We start from the raw sequence: 14,784 nt of genomic DNA, 5'->3' as shown, positions 1-14,784 counted from the left end.
CCCCTGGGTGGCGGCCGGCGCGCTCCCGCCGCCGCCCCCCCCCCCCCCCCCCGGGGGCCCCCGCCACCCCCCGGGGGGGGCGGAACCGCGGGGTGCGGGTGCTGATTGTGGGCATCCCCAATGTGGGAAAATCTTCGCTGATCAACCGCCTGGCCGGGCGGTCTGCGGCAAAAACCGGGGATTTGCCAGGTGTCACCCGGGCTCAGCAGTGGATCCGGACATCGGAGGGATTTGAACTCCTGGATACGCCGGGAATTCTGTGGCCCAAGTTCGAGGACCCTGAGACGGGTCTGCTTTTGGCCGCCACCGGGGCCATCAAGGAGGAGATCCTCCCGTTGGAAGAAGTGGCTCTGTTTCTATTGAAGCGGTTGCAGTTGACTTACCCCCGAGCTTTGGCCGGTCGTTACGGCGACCTGGCCGGGGAGCCCGAGGACTGGCTGGAACAGGTGGGGAAAGGTCGGGGGCTTCTGATGGCGGGGGGCCGGGTGAACGTGGCGGCCGCGGCCGAACTGGTTTGTCGGGAGTTTCGAACCGGGCGTTTGGGAAGAATCAGCCTCGAAGCGCCTCCCGATGAGGCATCGGCTGAAGGGGTGGACAACGGATGAGCCCCGGGAACTCGGGGGGCGTCCCCACCCGCCTGCCCGCGCTTGGGTGGGAATGGGAGCGGAAGTTGTGGAACGAGGGCTACTCCCTGGTCGCGGGGGTGGACGAGGCCGGGGTGGGACCCCTGGCGGGTCCGGTGGTGGCGGCGGCGGTGGTGCTCCCCAAAGATTTTGATGTCGCCGGGCTGGGGGATTCAAAGCGACTGACCGCCGGGCAGAGGGAAGAGCAGTTCGAGCGCCTGCGCCGGGATGCCCTGGCCCTGGAAGTGGCGGTGGTGGACGCGGATCTGATCGATCGGCTGAATATTCTTCAGGCTGCGAGGCTGGCCATGCGCCGGGCGGTGGCGACCCTCGGGAAGCGATGCGAGGCAGTGTTGGTGGACGGCCGGCCCGTTCCCGATATGCCGGCTCCATCTTTGGCGGTGGTCCGGGGGGATGCGCAGTCGCCCAGTATAGCGGCGGCTTCCATTGTGGCCAAGGTGACCAGGGACCGGTTGATGGTGGAATACGCCGAGCGGTACCCCGGTTATGGGTTTGAGCGGCACAAAGGTTATCCCACGGCGGCCCATTTGGAGGCCCTGCAGAAGCTCGGCCCGTGCCCCATTCATCGGCGAAGCTTCGGTCCCGTGGCCCGCTGGAAAGAGCCCTGCCCGGGCGGGGCAACGATTTCTGCGCTTTTGCCGGTCCCGGGTGGGTTGGTGGATGAAGCCCGGGAGAAGTAGAATAGGGTCAGCGCGAGATTGAAGGAGGCTGGCGGCGTGTCCAACTCGGAAAACGCAATGGTACGTCGGCGGCGTCTGCTGTTGTTGATGAGTGTGGTCGTCATTCTCCTCGGGGTGTTGGCGAATCGGCTGGTGCAGCTCCAGTTGGTGGAGAGCGCGTCTTATAAACAGTTGGCCGATCGGAACCGGTTTGAAATCCTCACCCGGCCCGCCCCCAGGGGGAAGATTTACGACCGCAACGGTCAACTCTTGGTGAGCAACAAAGCCTCCTACGGTTTGTATTGGGCCGATCTCACTTCTGATGAAAACGTGGAGAAACGAATCGCCAATCAACTGGCCCCAGTGCTTCAGATGACCCCGGATGCCATTTTACAGAAGATGAACGACGCCTCCCTGGGACCGATCTGGCGGCCCATCAAACTCGGGCTTACGGACCAACAGCGGTCGTACGTGGCTGAGCATATGGGGGAGCTGAACGGCGTTCAGGTGGTGGCAACTCCCGAGCGGGACTACAAAGCCGGAACGTTGGCCTGCCACGTGATCGGCTATCTGAACTCCATTGGGCCCGAGCAATTGGACAGCTATCTGGCCCGGGGCTACCGCCGGGATGAGAAGGTGGGCCGCCAAGGTGTGGAACTGTCTTATGAAAAATATCTTCGCGGCACCGATGGGGCGTTCCGGTTTATGGTCAACGCGGCCAACCAGCCCACGGCGGGGATTGAAGCGGTCTCCCCGGTCCCCGGGGACGATGTGGTGCTCACCATCGACGCCCGGGTCCAGCAGGCGACCCAGCAGGCGCTTGCGGATCAAGTGCAGAAATTGCGCTCCCAGGGCGTGAAAAATGCCGCGGCTGTCCTGCTCGACGTGAACACCGGCCAGGTCATCGCCATGGCCAGTTATCCGTACTACGACCCCAATTGGTTTGTGAACGGGATCAGTCAGGCCCACTGGACCCAGTTCGCACCGGCGGAGATGAACCGTGCGATTCAGGATCCGCAAGTCCCGGGTTCAGTAGGGAAACTGATCACGGCCATTGCCGCCCTGCAGGACGGGGTCATCGTACCATCTTGGACCACTTACGATCCCGGTTACATTCGGATCAATCAATGGACGATCCGGGACTGGGCGGCTCACGGGACGGTCAATGTCATCGATGCGATCCGGGAGTCTTGCGACACGTTTTTCTACCGGGTCGGGATGATGGCCAGCAAGTGGACGCCGGGTATGTCTTTTACACAGCTGGATCAATGGGCGAAAGGGCCGCGTACCGCTTGGATGAAGCGGTTTCAGCAGTATCAGGAACAATTTGGCCTCGGAGCTTTGACGGGAATTGATCTTCCGAACGAAGAAAAGGGCAAATTAATGGACGACGGAACGCTGCCGGCGGTGTATTATTCGGCCATCGGGCAGTACGAGCAGTTCACGCCCATTGAACTCGCCCAGTACACTGCGACCATCGCCAATGGCGGCAAACGAATGGAGCCCCACGTCGTGGATCGCATCGTGGCGCCGGACGGCTCCATTGTCAAGCGGATCGAGCCGAAAGTGCTGAATACCGTGCCGGTCTCCCCCCAGGTGATCCAAGTGGTCCGGCAGGGGATGTATCAAGTGTGCAACGTACCTTCGGGCACGGCCTATGGCGCCTTTATCGGGGCACCGTACAAGGCGGCCGGTAAAACCGGGACGGCGGAAACCGGTCAGCAGGGGTACGACAACTCGGTGTTCGTCGGTTATGCGCCTTATGATCATCCAGAAGTGGCGGCCGCCGTGGTGGTCCCGGGAGGAGGCCACGGGGCGGACTCCGCGGCCATCGTGCGGAAAATGTTCGACGCGTATTTTGCTACCAAAGGTCACTGAGAGCCGCGGGACCGAAGCCATCCGGAAAGGAGGAGGGGAGGGCTCGTGGACCGGCGGTCGTTGGGGCGGTACGGGGAAGAGCTCGCTGCGGGGTATTTGATGAATCTCGGTTACGAGGTCATTGTGCGCAATTGGCGATGTCCGCTCGGAGAGATCGATTTGATCTGTTGCGACGGCCCCACTCTCGTGTTTGTTGAAGTTCGAACCCGGACCTCCCGTCGCATGGGTACACCAGAAGAGAGCCTTGACGATCGCAAAAAGCGCAAGTTGCACCACTTGGTCCAGGCCTTTCTCCTCTCTCCGGTCCGGCGGCGAATGCTGACCCACGACTACCGAATCGATGTCGTGGCGGTGGAATTGGCGCCGGATAGGCGCACCGTTCGCCGCATCACCCACATTCAAAATGCCTTTTAATTCCATTCAGATGGAGAGGTGAACCCGTGATTTACGTGGGATTCATAGGCGTCTTTATTGTCGGGGTCGCGGCGGGTTTTGCGCTGGGCGTGTGGTATTTGCGAAGACAGTTGCAAAACACCCAGATGGACGAAAAGCAGGTTTTGGCTATGGCTCGGAGCATGGGGGTCAATTTGAACCAGAAACAATTGCAAACGGTGATGCGCCATATGAAACAAAATCCTCCCACAGGGAAGGGCCCCTTAGGGGCACTGGTCAAGAACAAACCGCAACCCTCGGGTCAGGCCAGCAAAGAGAAGTCGAAAACGGGCAAACGCAGGACAAAATGAAAGGGGCTCCCGGGGATTTCCAGACAATTTCTTGCGGTGCCGGGAACGATTCCTTGCGATCGCTTTATCCCATGCCACCCCATCATCCTTGCAAAAGGATAGTTTGTGTAGTATAGTTAGCAACGGGTTGCCCTATAGAGAATCACTTCTTCGTTTGGGAGGGATCAAACCATGGCGGATGTCAAGGTGGCGGTGATTTATTACAGTTCCACAGGGACGAATTATCGGCTGGCTCTTGCGGCCAAGGAGGCGGCTGAGGCGGCCGGCGCGGAGGTGCGGGTGCGCCGGGTGCGGGAGTTAGCTCCGGAATCGGCCATCGCCTCCAATCCTGCGTGGAAAGCCCACGTGGAAGCGACCCGGGATGTGCCGACGGCTGAACTCGATGACCTGGAGTGGGCGGATGCTTTCGTGTTTTGTACGCCTACCCGCTTCGGGAACGTGGCTTCCCAGATGAAACAATTTCTTGATACGGCGGGGCCCCTCTGGGCCCAGGGGAAGTTGGTCGACAAGGTGGTTACGGCGATGTCCAGTGCCAGTAACCCTCACGGGGGACAAGAGGCCACGATCCTGTCCTTGTACACGACCATGTACCATTGGGGGGCGATCGTGGTGGCACCGGGGTATACCGATCCCTCCATCTTCGCTGCGGGTGGCAATCCGTATGGTACCAGCGCCACGGTGAACGACCAGGTTTCCCTGGACGAGAAAACCCTGGCTGCGGCAAGGCACCAAATTAAACGCCTGGTGGACGTCGCGCGCCGTTTGAAGAAGTAACGACCGGGGGCGGAGGCTTTCTCCGTCCCCAAGTCGTACCACTGGCGACATACCCGCCGTTGATCACCACAGCTTGACCGGTGATGGTTAGTCCCTTTTCTGAGGCGAGGAAGGCGGCGTAATCTGCCACTGCGGAGGGTTGAGGGGTGTGCAGCCAAATGTCAATACCCGGGCGGTATCACCCGGGAAATGAGAAAAATCGAGCGATTTCGATAGCCGGACTCGGATTGTGTCAGAATCTGTCTTATTGGACGTTGATAAAGGTCGTGAGCCCCCCCATTCGGGCAATTTGGTGCGACGATCCGTCCCCCGCTTCACTGGGGTTGACGGTGTGGTCGAGAATATGACAGTGGAACATCCACTGACCGGGATTGTCAGCCGTGAAGGCGATATCCGCCGTTTGCGCCGGACCGAGGGTGATGGTGTTGGCACGTTCCGGCTGCGGCAGTGAATTTCCGTCTCTTGCCACAATTTCAAAGGTGTACCCGTGCAGGTGCATCACGTGAAATTCCTCGGCACTGGCGTTCACGAGGCGCATAAGGACCCGGTCCCCGCGGCGCACGGTTAACATCGGGGTTTCGGGAAAAGCCTTGCCGTTTAGGGCGAAGGCATTTTCCTGCTCACTTCCGCCGATCTTAAAACTGGATATTTCGTACAATGCTTCGACACTGTATGGTGGCTTCGCGGAGGAGTGGGCCGGATCGACAATGATCACCCCATGAAGACCCATATCCATTTGAAAATCATCATTAACATGGGTATGGTACAGGTGTGTTCCTACCATTTGATCGGTCACAGTAAACCGATAGGTATAAGAACCACCGGGTGGAATTTCTGGTTGGGTTCCAAGAGTTCCCGACTGCGTGGACATCTGTGGGACTCCATCCATCGCATTGGGCACGGCCAACCCGTGCAAATGCAGGGTTGTCGGTTGAGGAAGGTCGTTCTTCAACACGATCGCGACTTTATCTCCGACTCTGACACGGATCAGAGGCCCAGGCACCCTCTGATTATATCCCCATGCATCGATGGTGGCGCCGGGATAAAGCTCCCAGGGAAACACGGATGCCGTAAGGTCGTACTCCTTGGTGCCATCGGGTAGAATCTTCGGGGTCGCGGCCTGTTCGTGCAGCAGCTCTTCGGCCATCTGCCGTTGCTGCGCACTCTCCCGGGCTGACACCGGGGCTATGGCCCCCGGCTTCCCCGCTGCGGCGGGCAGGATGTCGCCATCCGCCTCCCGAACGGCGTGCTCGTCTCCACTTTTTCCCCCTTGGGCAGTGGCGGCCACCACTTCGGTGCCCCAGCCCAGTCCAAAACCGATCGCCAAGGCGGCCATGATTAATCTTTGGGCGGTTTCCCTCCGCACGGCGAACATCAGCTCTTTCACCACATAGAGGATGGCTCCTCCAGCCATGGCGAGAACGAAGATGGAGAGGAAATCAGAGGTCCACAAGCTGCCCAACAACGTTCCGACAAAGGTCGGGCCGCCGCCGATGGCCCCTAAGAGGAGGATCGAGGGCCAGGACAGCCGCTCCCCTGTGCGCGTGGAGGCACCGACAATGCCGAACCCTTCGGTGGCATTGTGAAGGGCAAACCCGATCACCAGGCCGATGGCCAGGGCAGATTTGCCCATGGCGAACGACTGGCCGATGGCCAACCCTTCGCTGAGGTTGTGCAGTCCGATACCGGCGGCGGTGATGTAGGACAGCCGGGTTCCGCTTTCCCGCAATCCCCGCTCGATCCACTTCTCTTGGACCGCCACCAAGCCCACCAGTCCGATGAGCAGCCCAGCGATCAAAAGCAAGACCTTCAGACCGGCAGATAGAGTCGTTTCAGAACCGACGACGGCGGCTTGCACACTTCCCGCTGCATCTCCGGCCGCCTCTCCCAGAATCTCCACCATGAGATAAATGAGAATACCTGCCGAGAGCATGCTGAGAATCGCTCGTGCCTTGCCGCCGAGACCGCTCAGACGCCCGACGGGTAAACCGAAGTAGATGGTGCCTCCGGCGATGAGTCCAAGAAGCAACAGGTGCCAAGGATTCATGATACACCCCCAAAAAAGATGACCAATCTAGTCAAGTATATGATGAAAAAATTGGAGTTCACGGCTGGGAACCCTCGTCGCTACTATATCATGGGCCACGCGAGTTGACAACCCGTTTAGACAGCGGTACGTTCACCCTTTTGCCGCCAAAGATTCAATGAGATGTCATGACTTCCAAGAAAATTTAGCCTTCCGAATAAGATTCCCATGTGGTATACTATTAGGGCGACGGGGTGAGGGTTTATAATCGTAGTGGAAGTCGGCGAGGCCGCGGCGTTTTCCGGGAGGACGCTGCGGTTGCACGCGGGAAGGGAGGAGACGCCTTGCTCCATTTGGTTGTTTGTATTAAGCAGGTGCCCGACAGCCGGGAGATCCGCATTGATCCCAAAACCAACACGTTGGTGCGGCAGGGGGTTCCCGCTATTGTCAATTATTTTGATCTACACGCACTGGAAGAAGCCCTGAGGATCAAGGATGAGCACGGAGCTCGGGTCACCGTGATCAGTATGGGACCGCCTTCGGCAGAGAAAGCCCTTCGGCAGTGTGTATCCATGGGCGCGGACGAAGGGGTTCTGGTGAGCGACCGAGCATTTGCCGGAGCGGATACCTTGGCAACCTCTTATGTGTTGGCTTCGGCCATTCAGAAAGCCGAAGACGAATGGGGGCCCGTGGACGCCATTTTCTGCGGGAAACAAACCCTCGACGGAGATACCGGACAGGTCGGCCCGGGGATTGCCTGCCGGCTGGATATCGACCAACTCACCTATGTCGAAAAAGTCGAACGATTCGATCCAGAAAAACGAGAGATCATCGTCCATCGGCACCTTGAAGACGGGGTGGAACGAGTCAAGGCGAAGCTTCCGGTCTTGATCACCGCCCTGGCGGAGTTGAACCGCCCCCGAAGGGCCAGTTTGCCAGGACTTCTGCGGGCGGCGCGGTACCAACCGATCGTGTGGACCGCAGGCGATTTCGAGAATCTCGACCGCTCGAAGATCGGGCTTCGAGGTTCGCCGACGATCGTTTCAAAAACCTGGGTGCCCGAGCCCAAGCAGGTGGACACAGAATTTCTGGAAGGTAACAGCCCTTCCGCCGTGGCGGAGGCACTGTTGGATCGCCTGTATGCGACTGATCTTCCGCACAAACTGGGTTGGGCTTGAGGAGGGACGGATATGGCGGAAAAAGCGCCAAAAAAGCGCAAACCGATGATCGGTCTCCAGCCGGAGGGGGATGTGGACTGGTCGACTTACCGAGGAGTCCTGGTGGTGGTGGAGCAACGCGGAGGGAGAGCCAAGCCGGTCTCCTGGCAGCTACTGGGGCAGGCAAGCCGTCTGGCGGCGAAACTTGAGGCGCCGGTTATGGCACTCGTGATAGGTTCGAACGTTGCGCATCTCGCCCAGGAGGCGATTTACCGCGGCGCGGACCGAGTGTATCTCTGTGACTCACCGGAATTGGAGAATTATCGGACCCGGCCCTACAGCCGAGTGTGTCTGCACGTGATTCGCACCTATAAGCCAGAGATCGTCCTCATGGGGGCGACCTATACCGGGCGCGATTTGGCCGGTGCGATCGCCACCCATCTCCCGACTGGCCTGACTGCGGACTCCACTCAACTGGAAGTGGACGATGAGCGACTGCTTTTGGCGAGTCGGCCGGCTTTTTCCGAAAAGATGCTGGCGACGATCCTCTGCAAACAGTTTAAGCCCCAGATGGCCACGGCCCGGGCTGGGGTGTTTGAGGCGTTGCCCCGGGATGAATCCCGTACCGGGGAGATCATTCCCGTGCCGCCCCAGATCAAACCGGAAGACATCGCTGTGGAGGTGTTGGAGTTTCTCGAGGCGACCGGAAAAGTCAACCTCGAGGACGCAGACGTTATTGTTGCAGGAGGCCGGGGACTCGGTGGGCCGGCTGGATTTCGCCTTCTTGAGGAGCTTGCCGCCGAGCTCGGTGGAGTGGTCGGCGCCTCCCGGGCTGCTGTGGATCTGGGATGGATCAGTCACGATCATCAAGTGGGACAGACCGGGACCACCGTCCGACCGAAGTTGTATTTTGCCATAGGGATTTCCGGAGCGGTTCAACACGTAGTCGGCATGCAGAATTCCACCTATATCGTTGCGATCAACAAGGATCCTCAAGCGCCGATTTTTAAGATTGCAAACTATGGTATTGTTGGTGATTTATTTCACATAGTTCCCGCCATTACGGAAACCCTGCGCAAACGAAAAGCCGGGGTAGGGGTTTCGAGCCAAGGTGCGGCGTCTACACCACAAACGGTGTGAGTTCGCCTGGTTTATGAAGGTAAAACGGGTCCATGTCGGTCAAAGATTGGGGATGAGAGCGTGGCAGATGAACGATTTGACGCAATCGTGGTAGGTGCCGGTCCTGCCGGTACTGCCGCCGCGTATACCATGGCGAAAGGCGGCCTGAAGGTAGCCTTGATCGAGCGGGGAGAGTTCCCGGGGGCCAAGAACATTTTTGGGGGAGTGCTGTACCGCAAACAGCTGGAAGACCTCCTCCCGGAATTCTGGAAAGAAGCGCCTTTGGAGCGTACCATCGTGGAACAGCGCCTGTGGTTACTGGGGGAAGATAGCGCTGTCACCTTCGGTCACCGGAATTCCAAGTTCGTCGATCCCCCGAATTGTTGGACGGGGCTGCGGGTGAAGTTCGACCAGTGGTTTGCGAGCAAAGCGGAGCAGGCCGGGGCGATTCCGATCTATGAAACGGTGGTTACTGAGCTGTTGCGGGAAAACGGGCGAGTGGTCGGGGTTCGAACGGACCGGGAGGACGGCGACCTGCGAGCCAACGTCGTGGTCATTGCCGACGGCGTCAATTCCTTGCTCGGCAAGTCGCTCGGAGTTCACCGGGAGTGGCGCCCGGATGAGGTGTCCCTGGCGGTGAAAGAGGTCATCGCCTTGCCGAAACAGACCATCCAGGACCGCTTCAACGTCGAAGGCAACGAAGGGGTCACCATTGAGATCGTCGGGCACATGTTCGGCATGGCGGGACTCGGGTTCCTGTACACGAATCAGGAAACTCTCTCCCTGGGCGTCGGTGTGATGGTCAGCGACCTCCGGAAAAAACGGATCAAGCCCTATGAGGTTCTTGAGGCGCTCAAGCGGCATCCGATGGTCGCCCGCTTGATCGAGGGGGGCGAAGTGAAAGAATACTCCGGGCACTTAATCCCCGAAGGCGGGTTAAACTCCATGCCTCCCCTGGCGGGGGACGGGTGGATGATCTGTGGAGATGCCGCCCAGATGGTCAATGCCGTGCACCGCGAGGGAACGAACCTGGCAGTGACTTCGGGACGGCTGGCAGGGGAAACCGCCATCTCTGCCCACGCCAAAGGGGATTTCTCATCGGCGACCCTTGGCGAGTACACCAAGGCGGTGCGGGGATCGTTTATTTACCAAGATCTGAAGAAATATCGCGGCGTTCACGGGTTGTTGGCAGCTGGAGAGTCCGAAAAGCTTTTTGACCAATTGCCTCAGGCGCTTAACGACGCGGCCTACGAAATGATGCTGGTTGACGGTGTGCCAAAGAAAGTCAAACAAAAGGCTGCGGTCGGGCATCTTCGTGAAGTGGCGGGCGGGAATATGGGTCTGTTGCGTCTAGCTCTGAAAGGTTGGAGGGCGATGAACGGATGACACAAGCCCAGAGCATCGAAGAGCGGCTTTTCACGATTCGCTACAAAGCGGACGACAAGTCCCACTTGATCATTAAAGACCAGGATGTCTGCGCGAAATGCGTTGACAAAGATTGCAACTATTTTTGCCCGGCGGATGTTTATCTTTGGCACGAGGAGGACAAGATGACTTCCGTCGCCTTTGAAAATTGTATTGAATGTGGAACCTGTCGGTTAGCGTGTCCCACTTATAACATCGAGTGGGTGTATCCGACCGGAGGGTATGGGATCACGTACAAATTTGGATGAGGGTGAGCCCTGGGCGAGGAGAAAGGGGGACACCGATCGTGCGTCACGGCCGGGACTGGAGTTCTCGTTCAAGCGGGCGGGCATCCGCTTACCGAAAGGTACAATTCCCGAATCTCACGCGTTTCGTGGACACGCTTGTGAGTAAAGGAACAAATATCGTCCATGTGGATGTGTTTGAGGAGGTCCGTCAAGCGGAGCTGTCGTTTCTCTTCTATATCACGCCGACATTGTTCGTGACTGCCGTCGATCCTTCCGGATTCACCGTGTACGAGTATCAAGAGCCGCTGGAAACCGTGATCAGTGAAAGCAGGCGACTGTCGAAGGGTACTCCGGTTGAATCGGCACGCCTCCGAATGGCGGAATTGGAAGCGGTTCTGCGCTCCCAGGGGTTCGAGGTCCAGCCCGGTCGCTGCGCGGTTCCGGTGGAGTTCCCGGTAAGTACTTCAAAAGCTTAGAATGGGACGAAAGCAGCCCTCTTGAGCCTCTGGCCTCGGGGAGTTAGCCCGGGCCAGGGGGCTTTTCGTTTTTTTCTTGCCGACAGCCGGTCCCGAGCCCAAAAAATACCCCGTTCCAATGATCCCACCGATGCCGAGTGCTTGGACTAAAAGCAGATCAGTTTCCCGATCTGCCTGCGGGTCGCGACAAGGTTTCTTTTTGCACTACGCTGCCTCCTGTTTTGTAAAGACTTCCGCCTTGTCAAATCCGATTATCACATCCCCTGAGGTGCTTTAACCCGGTTGATTGGTAGAAGACTTGGACGGCCCGGATTCTACCTCATCCCAGACCAGGCGGGTAACCCGGGTGAAGTCTCCCCGGGCTTTTTCTTTGGGGCTGGCATCCTCCTCCAGCCCTTCCACGCCATTTAACCCCGGCGCTACGGTGGGCTCCTTTTTTTGCGTGGACTTCTGTTGGGGTTTATCCACGGACCATCGCCTCCCCGGGTGAGTCTCCACGTTGATCGGTCTCAAAACATAGCATGCCGGGCCAGTCGGCCTTTATTCGCCATCGGTCGTTCTAAAGGATTTCAAACAAAGGTCCCGGATAACGGCTTCGCCGAATCCCTAAGGGCAAGGAAAGTTCATGTGCAGGCCGGGCCGGCGAGTCGGCCTGCTTCGAACGGGGGGGTTATCGTGTTTGCACGGATGCCCAGCGTCGGTTTGTTGGGAGTAGACGCGAAGTTGGTCCACGTGGAGGTCAGCATCAGCTCGGGTTTGCCGAGGTTTGAGATTGTGGGGTTGCCGGGATCTGAGGTGCGGGAAGCGAAGGAGCGGGTGAGGGCGGCGATTGAGAACAGTGGTTATCCGTTTCCACTCCGGCGTATCGTCGCGAACCTGACGCCCGCGGATTGGAAGAAGGAGGGGGCGGGGTGGGACCTTCCCCTAGCTCTCGCCATTCTTGGCGCGGCTTCGGTGATTCCGGTGGAGCGGGCGGCGCGGATGGTGGCGGTGGGGGAGTTAACTCTGGACGGCGTTGTTAAAGATGTTCGAGGCATGTTGCCGGCGGCGCGGACGGCGAAGCGAATCGGATTACCCCTTTTGTGCTCTGTCGATTCGTTGGACTTGGTCCGCACCATTGAAGGGCTCCAGGTATTTCCTGTCCGGTCCCTTCGCCAGGCGGTGGAGGCCGTTCAGGGCACTTGTTGTGGAGCCACCGTGGCCCGGGAGTCTCTTGCTCCTGATCCGGAGAGGCGGGAGGATTTTGCCGACTTGATCGAGATGGAACACGCCAAACGGGCCTGCGAAATCGCTGCAGCCGGGTGGCACCCTCTCCTTCTCACCGGTCCTCCGGGGTCTGGAAAGACTGCCCTGGGGATGCGAATAACGAGCATTCTACCACCGCTTTCCATGGAGGAAGCTGTCGAAGTGGCGAGCATCCACTCTACTGCCCATCTCTCTACGAACGTGCGGCCTTCCCTTCACCGGCCGTTTCGAAATCCTCATCACAGCATCAGCGCTTCGGGGCTTCTGGGAGGTGGATCTTACCCCAGACCAGGCGAAGTGAGTCTCGCTCATCGGGGAGTACTGTTTCTCGACGAGTTCCCGGAGTTTTCGCGAACAGCGGTTGAGGGGCTGCGCCAGCCACTGGAATCCAGAGAGATCACGGTCGTCCGCAACCAGATCCTGGTGACGTTCCCGGCACAGATTCTGTTCGTGGCCGCTGCCAATTTGTGCCCGTGCGGTCGAAGTGGGACCGACGAAACTTGTCACTGTTCTCCAGCGCTCTTACAACGTTATTACAGTCGCATGTCGGCGCCGATTCTGGATCGGATTGATCTGTTTGTGGAAGTGGCCCGGCTGCGCCGTAGCCCCTTCGAAAGGACGAACGGAAATCCTGAGAGCTCGCGGATCATCCGGGCCCGGGTGGAAGCGGCCTGGAAACGGCAGAAGCAAAGACAACCCGAATCTGTGTTTCCCTTCAACTCCGGTTATTCGTTGCAGGAACTGCGACGATGGGCTCCCTTGACCCGCCAGGCCCGGGATTTATTGGAGACGGCTTACGACCGCCTCGGACTCTCCACCCGGGCGTTTCACCGGGTGTGGCGAGTGGCGAGGACCATCGCCGACCTCTCGGGGCATGACGCAGTGGAACGTGACGATGTGGCGGAGGCTCTTCAATACCGAAGGCGTCCCAGCGCTTGGGTGGATATGAAGGACGCGCCCGGCATCACTGCGGCGAGTCTCGAATCGAACCGAACGGGAGCCAGGCGGTTGATGGAGTAGGTGAACCAGGGGCTGGGTGTGGGGATCAAGGACCCCAGGTATGGGCGAGGGCAAAAAGGTGGAGGATAGGGGCACAACCTTGGAGACTCGATCTTGGAGGAATGGATTGCACAAAGTCGGGGATTGCGAGTAAGATGGACGGAGGGATTGGATCACGGTCTGAGCCTTTGCGGTGCTCAGCAGCCGAGGAGGCATCGGGTGAACGTGTTGTCGATCGTGGTACCAACCTATAACGAGAATCAAACGGTACGCTTGTTGATCGACCAACTGGAGGAAGCCCTGCGAGGTTTTTCCTATGAAGTCATTTTTGTCGATGATAGCAGTGATAACACCCCGGAAGTGCTCGCCCAATTATGTGCCGATCATCCGCGGGTGCGCTGCATTCACCGCGAAGGTCAGCGAGGCTTAGCTACGGCTGTGCTAGAAGGGTTTCGGTTGGCCCGGGGGTCGGTGTTGGCCGTTATGGACGCCGATTTGCAACATCCTCCCGAAGTCCTGACCAGGATGTATCGCGAGATCGGACAGGGGGCCGACGTGGTCATCGCCAGTCGCCATCTGCCGGGTGGAGACGACGGGGGATTACACGGGATTCGCAAGGTGATTTCTCGAACGGCTCGAATGATCGGGAAAGCGGCGCTGCATCGGGTCCGTTCTGTCAGCGATCCGATGAGCGGTTTTTTTATGATTCGGCGCCAAGTGATTGAAGGCGTGCACCTAAACCCCGTGGGCTGGAAGATACTCATGGAGATTGTGGTCAAGGGGCGGTATTCGCACCTCGTCGAGATTCCCTACGCTTTTCGACCCCGGGCTGCCAATGAATCGAAGATGAGCCCGGCGGAGATGATCAATTACTTGCGTCATGTCGCCCGGCTAGTGGTGCAGTCACCGGACGATCGAAGGTTTTGGTTGTTTGCACTGGTCGGCATCAGCGGGGTGGCGGTGAATACACTTTTATTTGCTCTTTTGACGAGATGGCGCATTTTTCCAGAGACAGCCGCTTTTGTTTCTGGTTCGTTGGCGATGATTTGGAACTTTGCATGGAACTGCGGATTGACGTGGAGGGATGCCCCGCAAAGTGATCCGCTGGCGGTGACCTTTGCCAAATATGCCGCGGTGGCGCTGATCGGCATTGCCGTCAACCTGGTCGTGCTCAGTGTGCTGTTCCGCCTCTTGGACGTTCCGAAAGAATGGGCGAACCTAACAGGGATTATCGGAGGAGCTTTGGTGAATTACCGATTAAACGATCGGTGGACCTGGCGGAGAGTGGGACACAAACGGCCGCGAATGCGAGTGTCTTGATTTACCTGGGGGAAAGGTCGTTGAAGTATCCGCTTTTTGAATGACGGCTGTCAGGCAAGGCCGTGGGCCTGGGCGAACCGGCCGGAATGCGG

Annotated in this window: 15 protein-coding genes and 1 pseudogene; 13 read left to right on the top strand and 3 right to left on the bottom strand. The window is 58.8% G+C overall.

All coding sequences use genetic code 11. The annotated features are described in order from the left end of the window. Positions 1–92: 92 nt before the first annotated feature. From K6T64_RS01505 to wrbA, 6 genes are all read left to right on the top strand, one after another. Positions 93–605 (top strand): YlqF/YawG family GTPase, encoded by a 513-nt coding sequence (locus tag K6T64_RS01505; RefSeq protein ID WP_288008279.1) that lies wholly within the window; start codon positions 93–95, stop codon positions 603–605. Then, positions 602–1,324 (top strand): ribonuclease HII, encoded by a 723-nt coding sequence (locus K6T64_RS01500; RefSeq protein WP_100667861.1) that lies wholly within the window; start codon positions 602–604, stop codon positions 1,322–1,324. Before K6T64_RS01505 ends, K6T64_RS01500 begins: the two co-directional genes overlap by 4 nt. 36 nt (positions 1,325–1,360) lie before the next feature. After that, positions 1,361–3,181: a penicillin-binding protein 2 gene (gene mrdA, locus K6T64_RS01495; RefSeq protein WP_288008278.1), complete on the top strand. Its 1,821-nt coding sequence runs from the start codon at positions 1,361–1,363 to the stop codon at positions 3,179–3,181. 45 nt (positions 3,182–3,226) lie between these two features. Next, on the top strand, positions 3,227–3,595 hold the full coding sequence (locus tag K6T64_RS01490; protein ID WP_288008277.1) for a YraN family protein: 369 nt from the start codon (positions 3,227–3,229) through the stop codon (positions 3,593–3,595). 26 nt (positions 3,596–3,621) lie between these two features. Continuing rightward, a complete protein-coding gene (locus K6T64_RS01485; protein ID WP_100667858.1) occupies positions 3,622–3,924 on the top strand; it encodes a YneF family protein in 303 nt (100 codons plus the stop codon). Positions 3,925–4,095: 171 nt separating this feature from the next. Continuing rightward, a complete protein-coding gene (gene wrbA, locus K6T64_RS01480; RefSeq protein ID WP_100667857.1) occupies positions 4,096–4,698 on the top strand; it encodes an NAD(P)H:quinone oxidoreductase in 603 nt (200 codons plus the stop codon). A gap of 40 nt (positions 4,699–4,738) precedes the next feature. Here wrbA and K6T64_RS01475 read toward each other — a convergent pair. Next, positions 4,739–4,840 (bottom strand): annotated as a pseudogene (locus K6T64_RS01475) (3-hydroxybutyrate dehydrogenase); the annotation flags it as partial. Between the two features lie 102 nt (positions 4,841–4,942). Further along, the gene (locus K6T64_RS01470; protein WP_288008276.1) at positions 4,943–6,745 is read right to left on the bottom strand and encodes a multicopper oxidase domain-containing protein; all 1,803 of its coding nucleotides are present in this window, start codon (positions 6,743–6,745) and stop codon (positions 4,943–4,945) included. 323 nt (positions 6,746–7,068) lie between these two features. On the opposite strand from K6T64_RS01470, the gene K6T64_RS01465 reads away from it, so the two are divergent. Genes K6T64_RS01465 through K6T64_RS01445 form a run of 5 tightly spaced genes read left to right on the top strand, consistent with a single transcriptional unit; the run spans position 7,069 to position 11,128 of the window. Next, the gene (locus K6T64_RS01465; protein WP_288008275.1) at positions 7,069–7,902 is read left to right on the top strand and encodes an electron transfer flavoprotein subunit beta/FixA family protein; all 834 of its coding nucleotides are present in this window, start codon (positions 7,069–7,071) and stop codon (positions 7,900–7,902) included. 12 nt (positions 7,903–7,914) lie between these two features. Further along, positions 7,915–9,021 (top strand): electron transfer flavoprotein subunit alpha/FixB family protein, encoded by a 1,107-nt coding sequence (locus tag K6T64_RS01460; protein ID WP_288008274.1) that lies wholly within the window; start codon positions 7,915–7,917, stop codon positions 9,019–9,021. A 60-nt stretch (positions 9,022–9,081) separates the two neighbouring features. Continuing rightward, complete coding sequence (locus K6T64_RS01455) at positions 9,082–10,386, top strand: FAD-dependent oxidoreductase (protein ID WP_170099431.1); 1,305 nt, start codon at positions 9,082–9,084, stop codon at positions 10,384–10,386. After that, positions 10,383–10,673, top strand: a complete 291-nt coding sequence (locus tag K6T64_RS01450; RefSeq protein WP_100667852.1) for a ferredoxin family protein — start codon at positions 10,383–10,385, stop codon at positions 10,671–10,673. Before K6T64_RS01455 ends, K6T64_RS01450 begins: the two co-directional genes overlap by 4 nt. A gap of 38 nt (positions 10,674–10,711) precedes the next feature. Further along, positions 10,712–11,128, top strand: coding sequence for a hypothetical protein (locus tag K6T64_RS01445; protein ID WP_100667851.1), 417 nt, complete (start codon positions 10,712–10,714; stop codon positions 11,126–11,128). 273 nt (positions 11,129–11,401) lie between these two features. On the opposite strand, the gene K6T64_RS01440 is transcribed toward K6T64_RS01445, so the two are convergent. After that, entirely contained in the window at positions 11,402–11,596 is a 195-nt protein-coding gene (locus K6T64_RS01440; protein ID WP_170099429.1) for a hypothetical protein, read from the bottom strand. A gap of 207 nt (positions 11,597–11,803) precedes the next feature. On the opposite strand from K6T64_RS01440, the gene K6T64_RS01435 reads away from it, so the two are divergent. Further along, positions 11,804–13,393: a YifB family Mg chelatase-like AAA ATPase gene (locus tag K6T64_RS01435; RefSeq protein WP_170099428.1), complete on the top strand. Its 1,590-nt coding sequence runs from the start codon at positions 11,804–11,806 to the stop codon at positions 13,391–13,393. 198 nt (positions 13,394–13,591) lie between these two features. Then, on the top strand, positions 13,592–14,692 hold the full coding sequence (locus K6T64_RS01430; RefSeq protein WP_170099427.1) for a glycosyltransferase: 1,101 nt from the start codon (positions 13,592–13,594) through the stop codon (positions 14,690–14,692). Positions 14,693–14,784 lie beyond the last annotated feature (92 nt).

Origin of the sequence: Kyrpidia sp., assembly GCF_023512215.1 — a bacterium.
GTDB lineage: Bacteria > Bacillota > Bacilli > Kyrpidiales > Kyrpidiaceae > Kyrpidia > Kyrpidia spormannii.
Note: the sequence above shows the minus strand (reverse complement) of the source record. Positions and strands in the feature narration are given on the sequence as shown.

Coding starts and splice junctions, on each gene's coding strand:
- wrbA (WP_100667857.1), top strand. CDS start 4,096: ATGGCGGATGTCAAGGTGGCGGTGATTTATTACAGTTCCACAGGGACG.
- K6T64_RS01500 (WP_100667861.1), top strand. CDS start 602: ATGAGCCCCGGGAACTCGGGGGGCGTCCCCACCCGCCTGCCCGCGCTT.
- K6T64_RS01450 (WP_100667852.1), top strand. CDS start 10,383: ATGACACAAGCCCAGAGCATCGAAGAGCGGCTTTTCACGATTCGCTAC.
- K6T64_RS01470 (WP_288008276.1), bottom strand. CDS start 6,745: ATGAATCCTTGGCACCTGTTGCTTCTTGGACTCATCGCCGGAGGCACC.
- K6T64_RS01460 (WP_288008274.1), top strand. CDS start 7,915: ATGGCGGAAAAAGCGCCAAAAAAGCGCAAACCGATGATCGGTCTCCAG.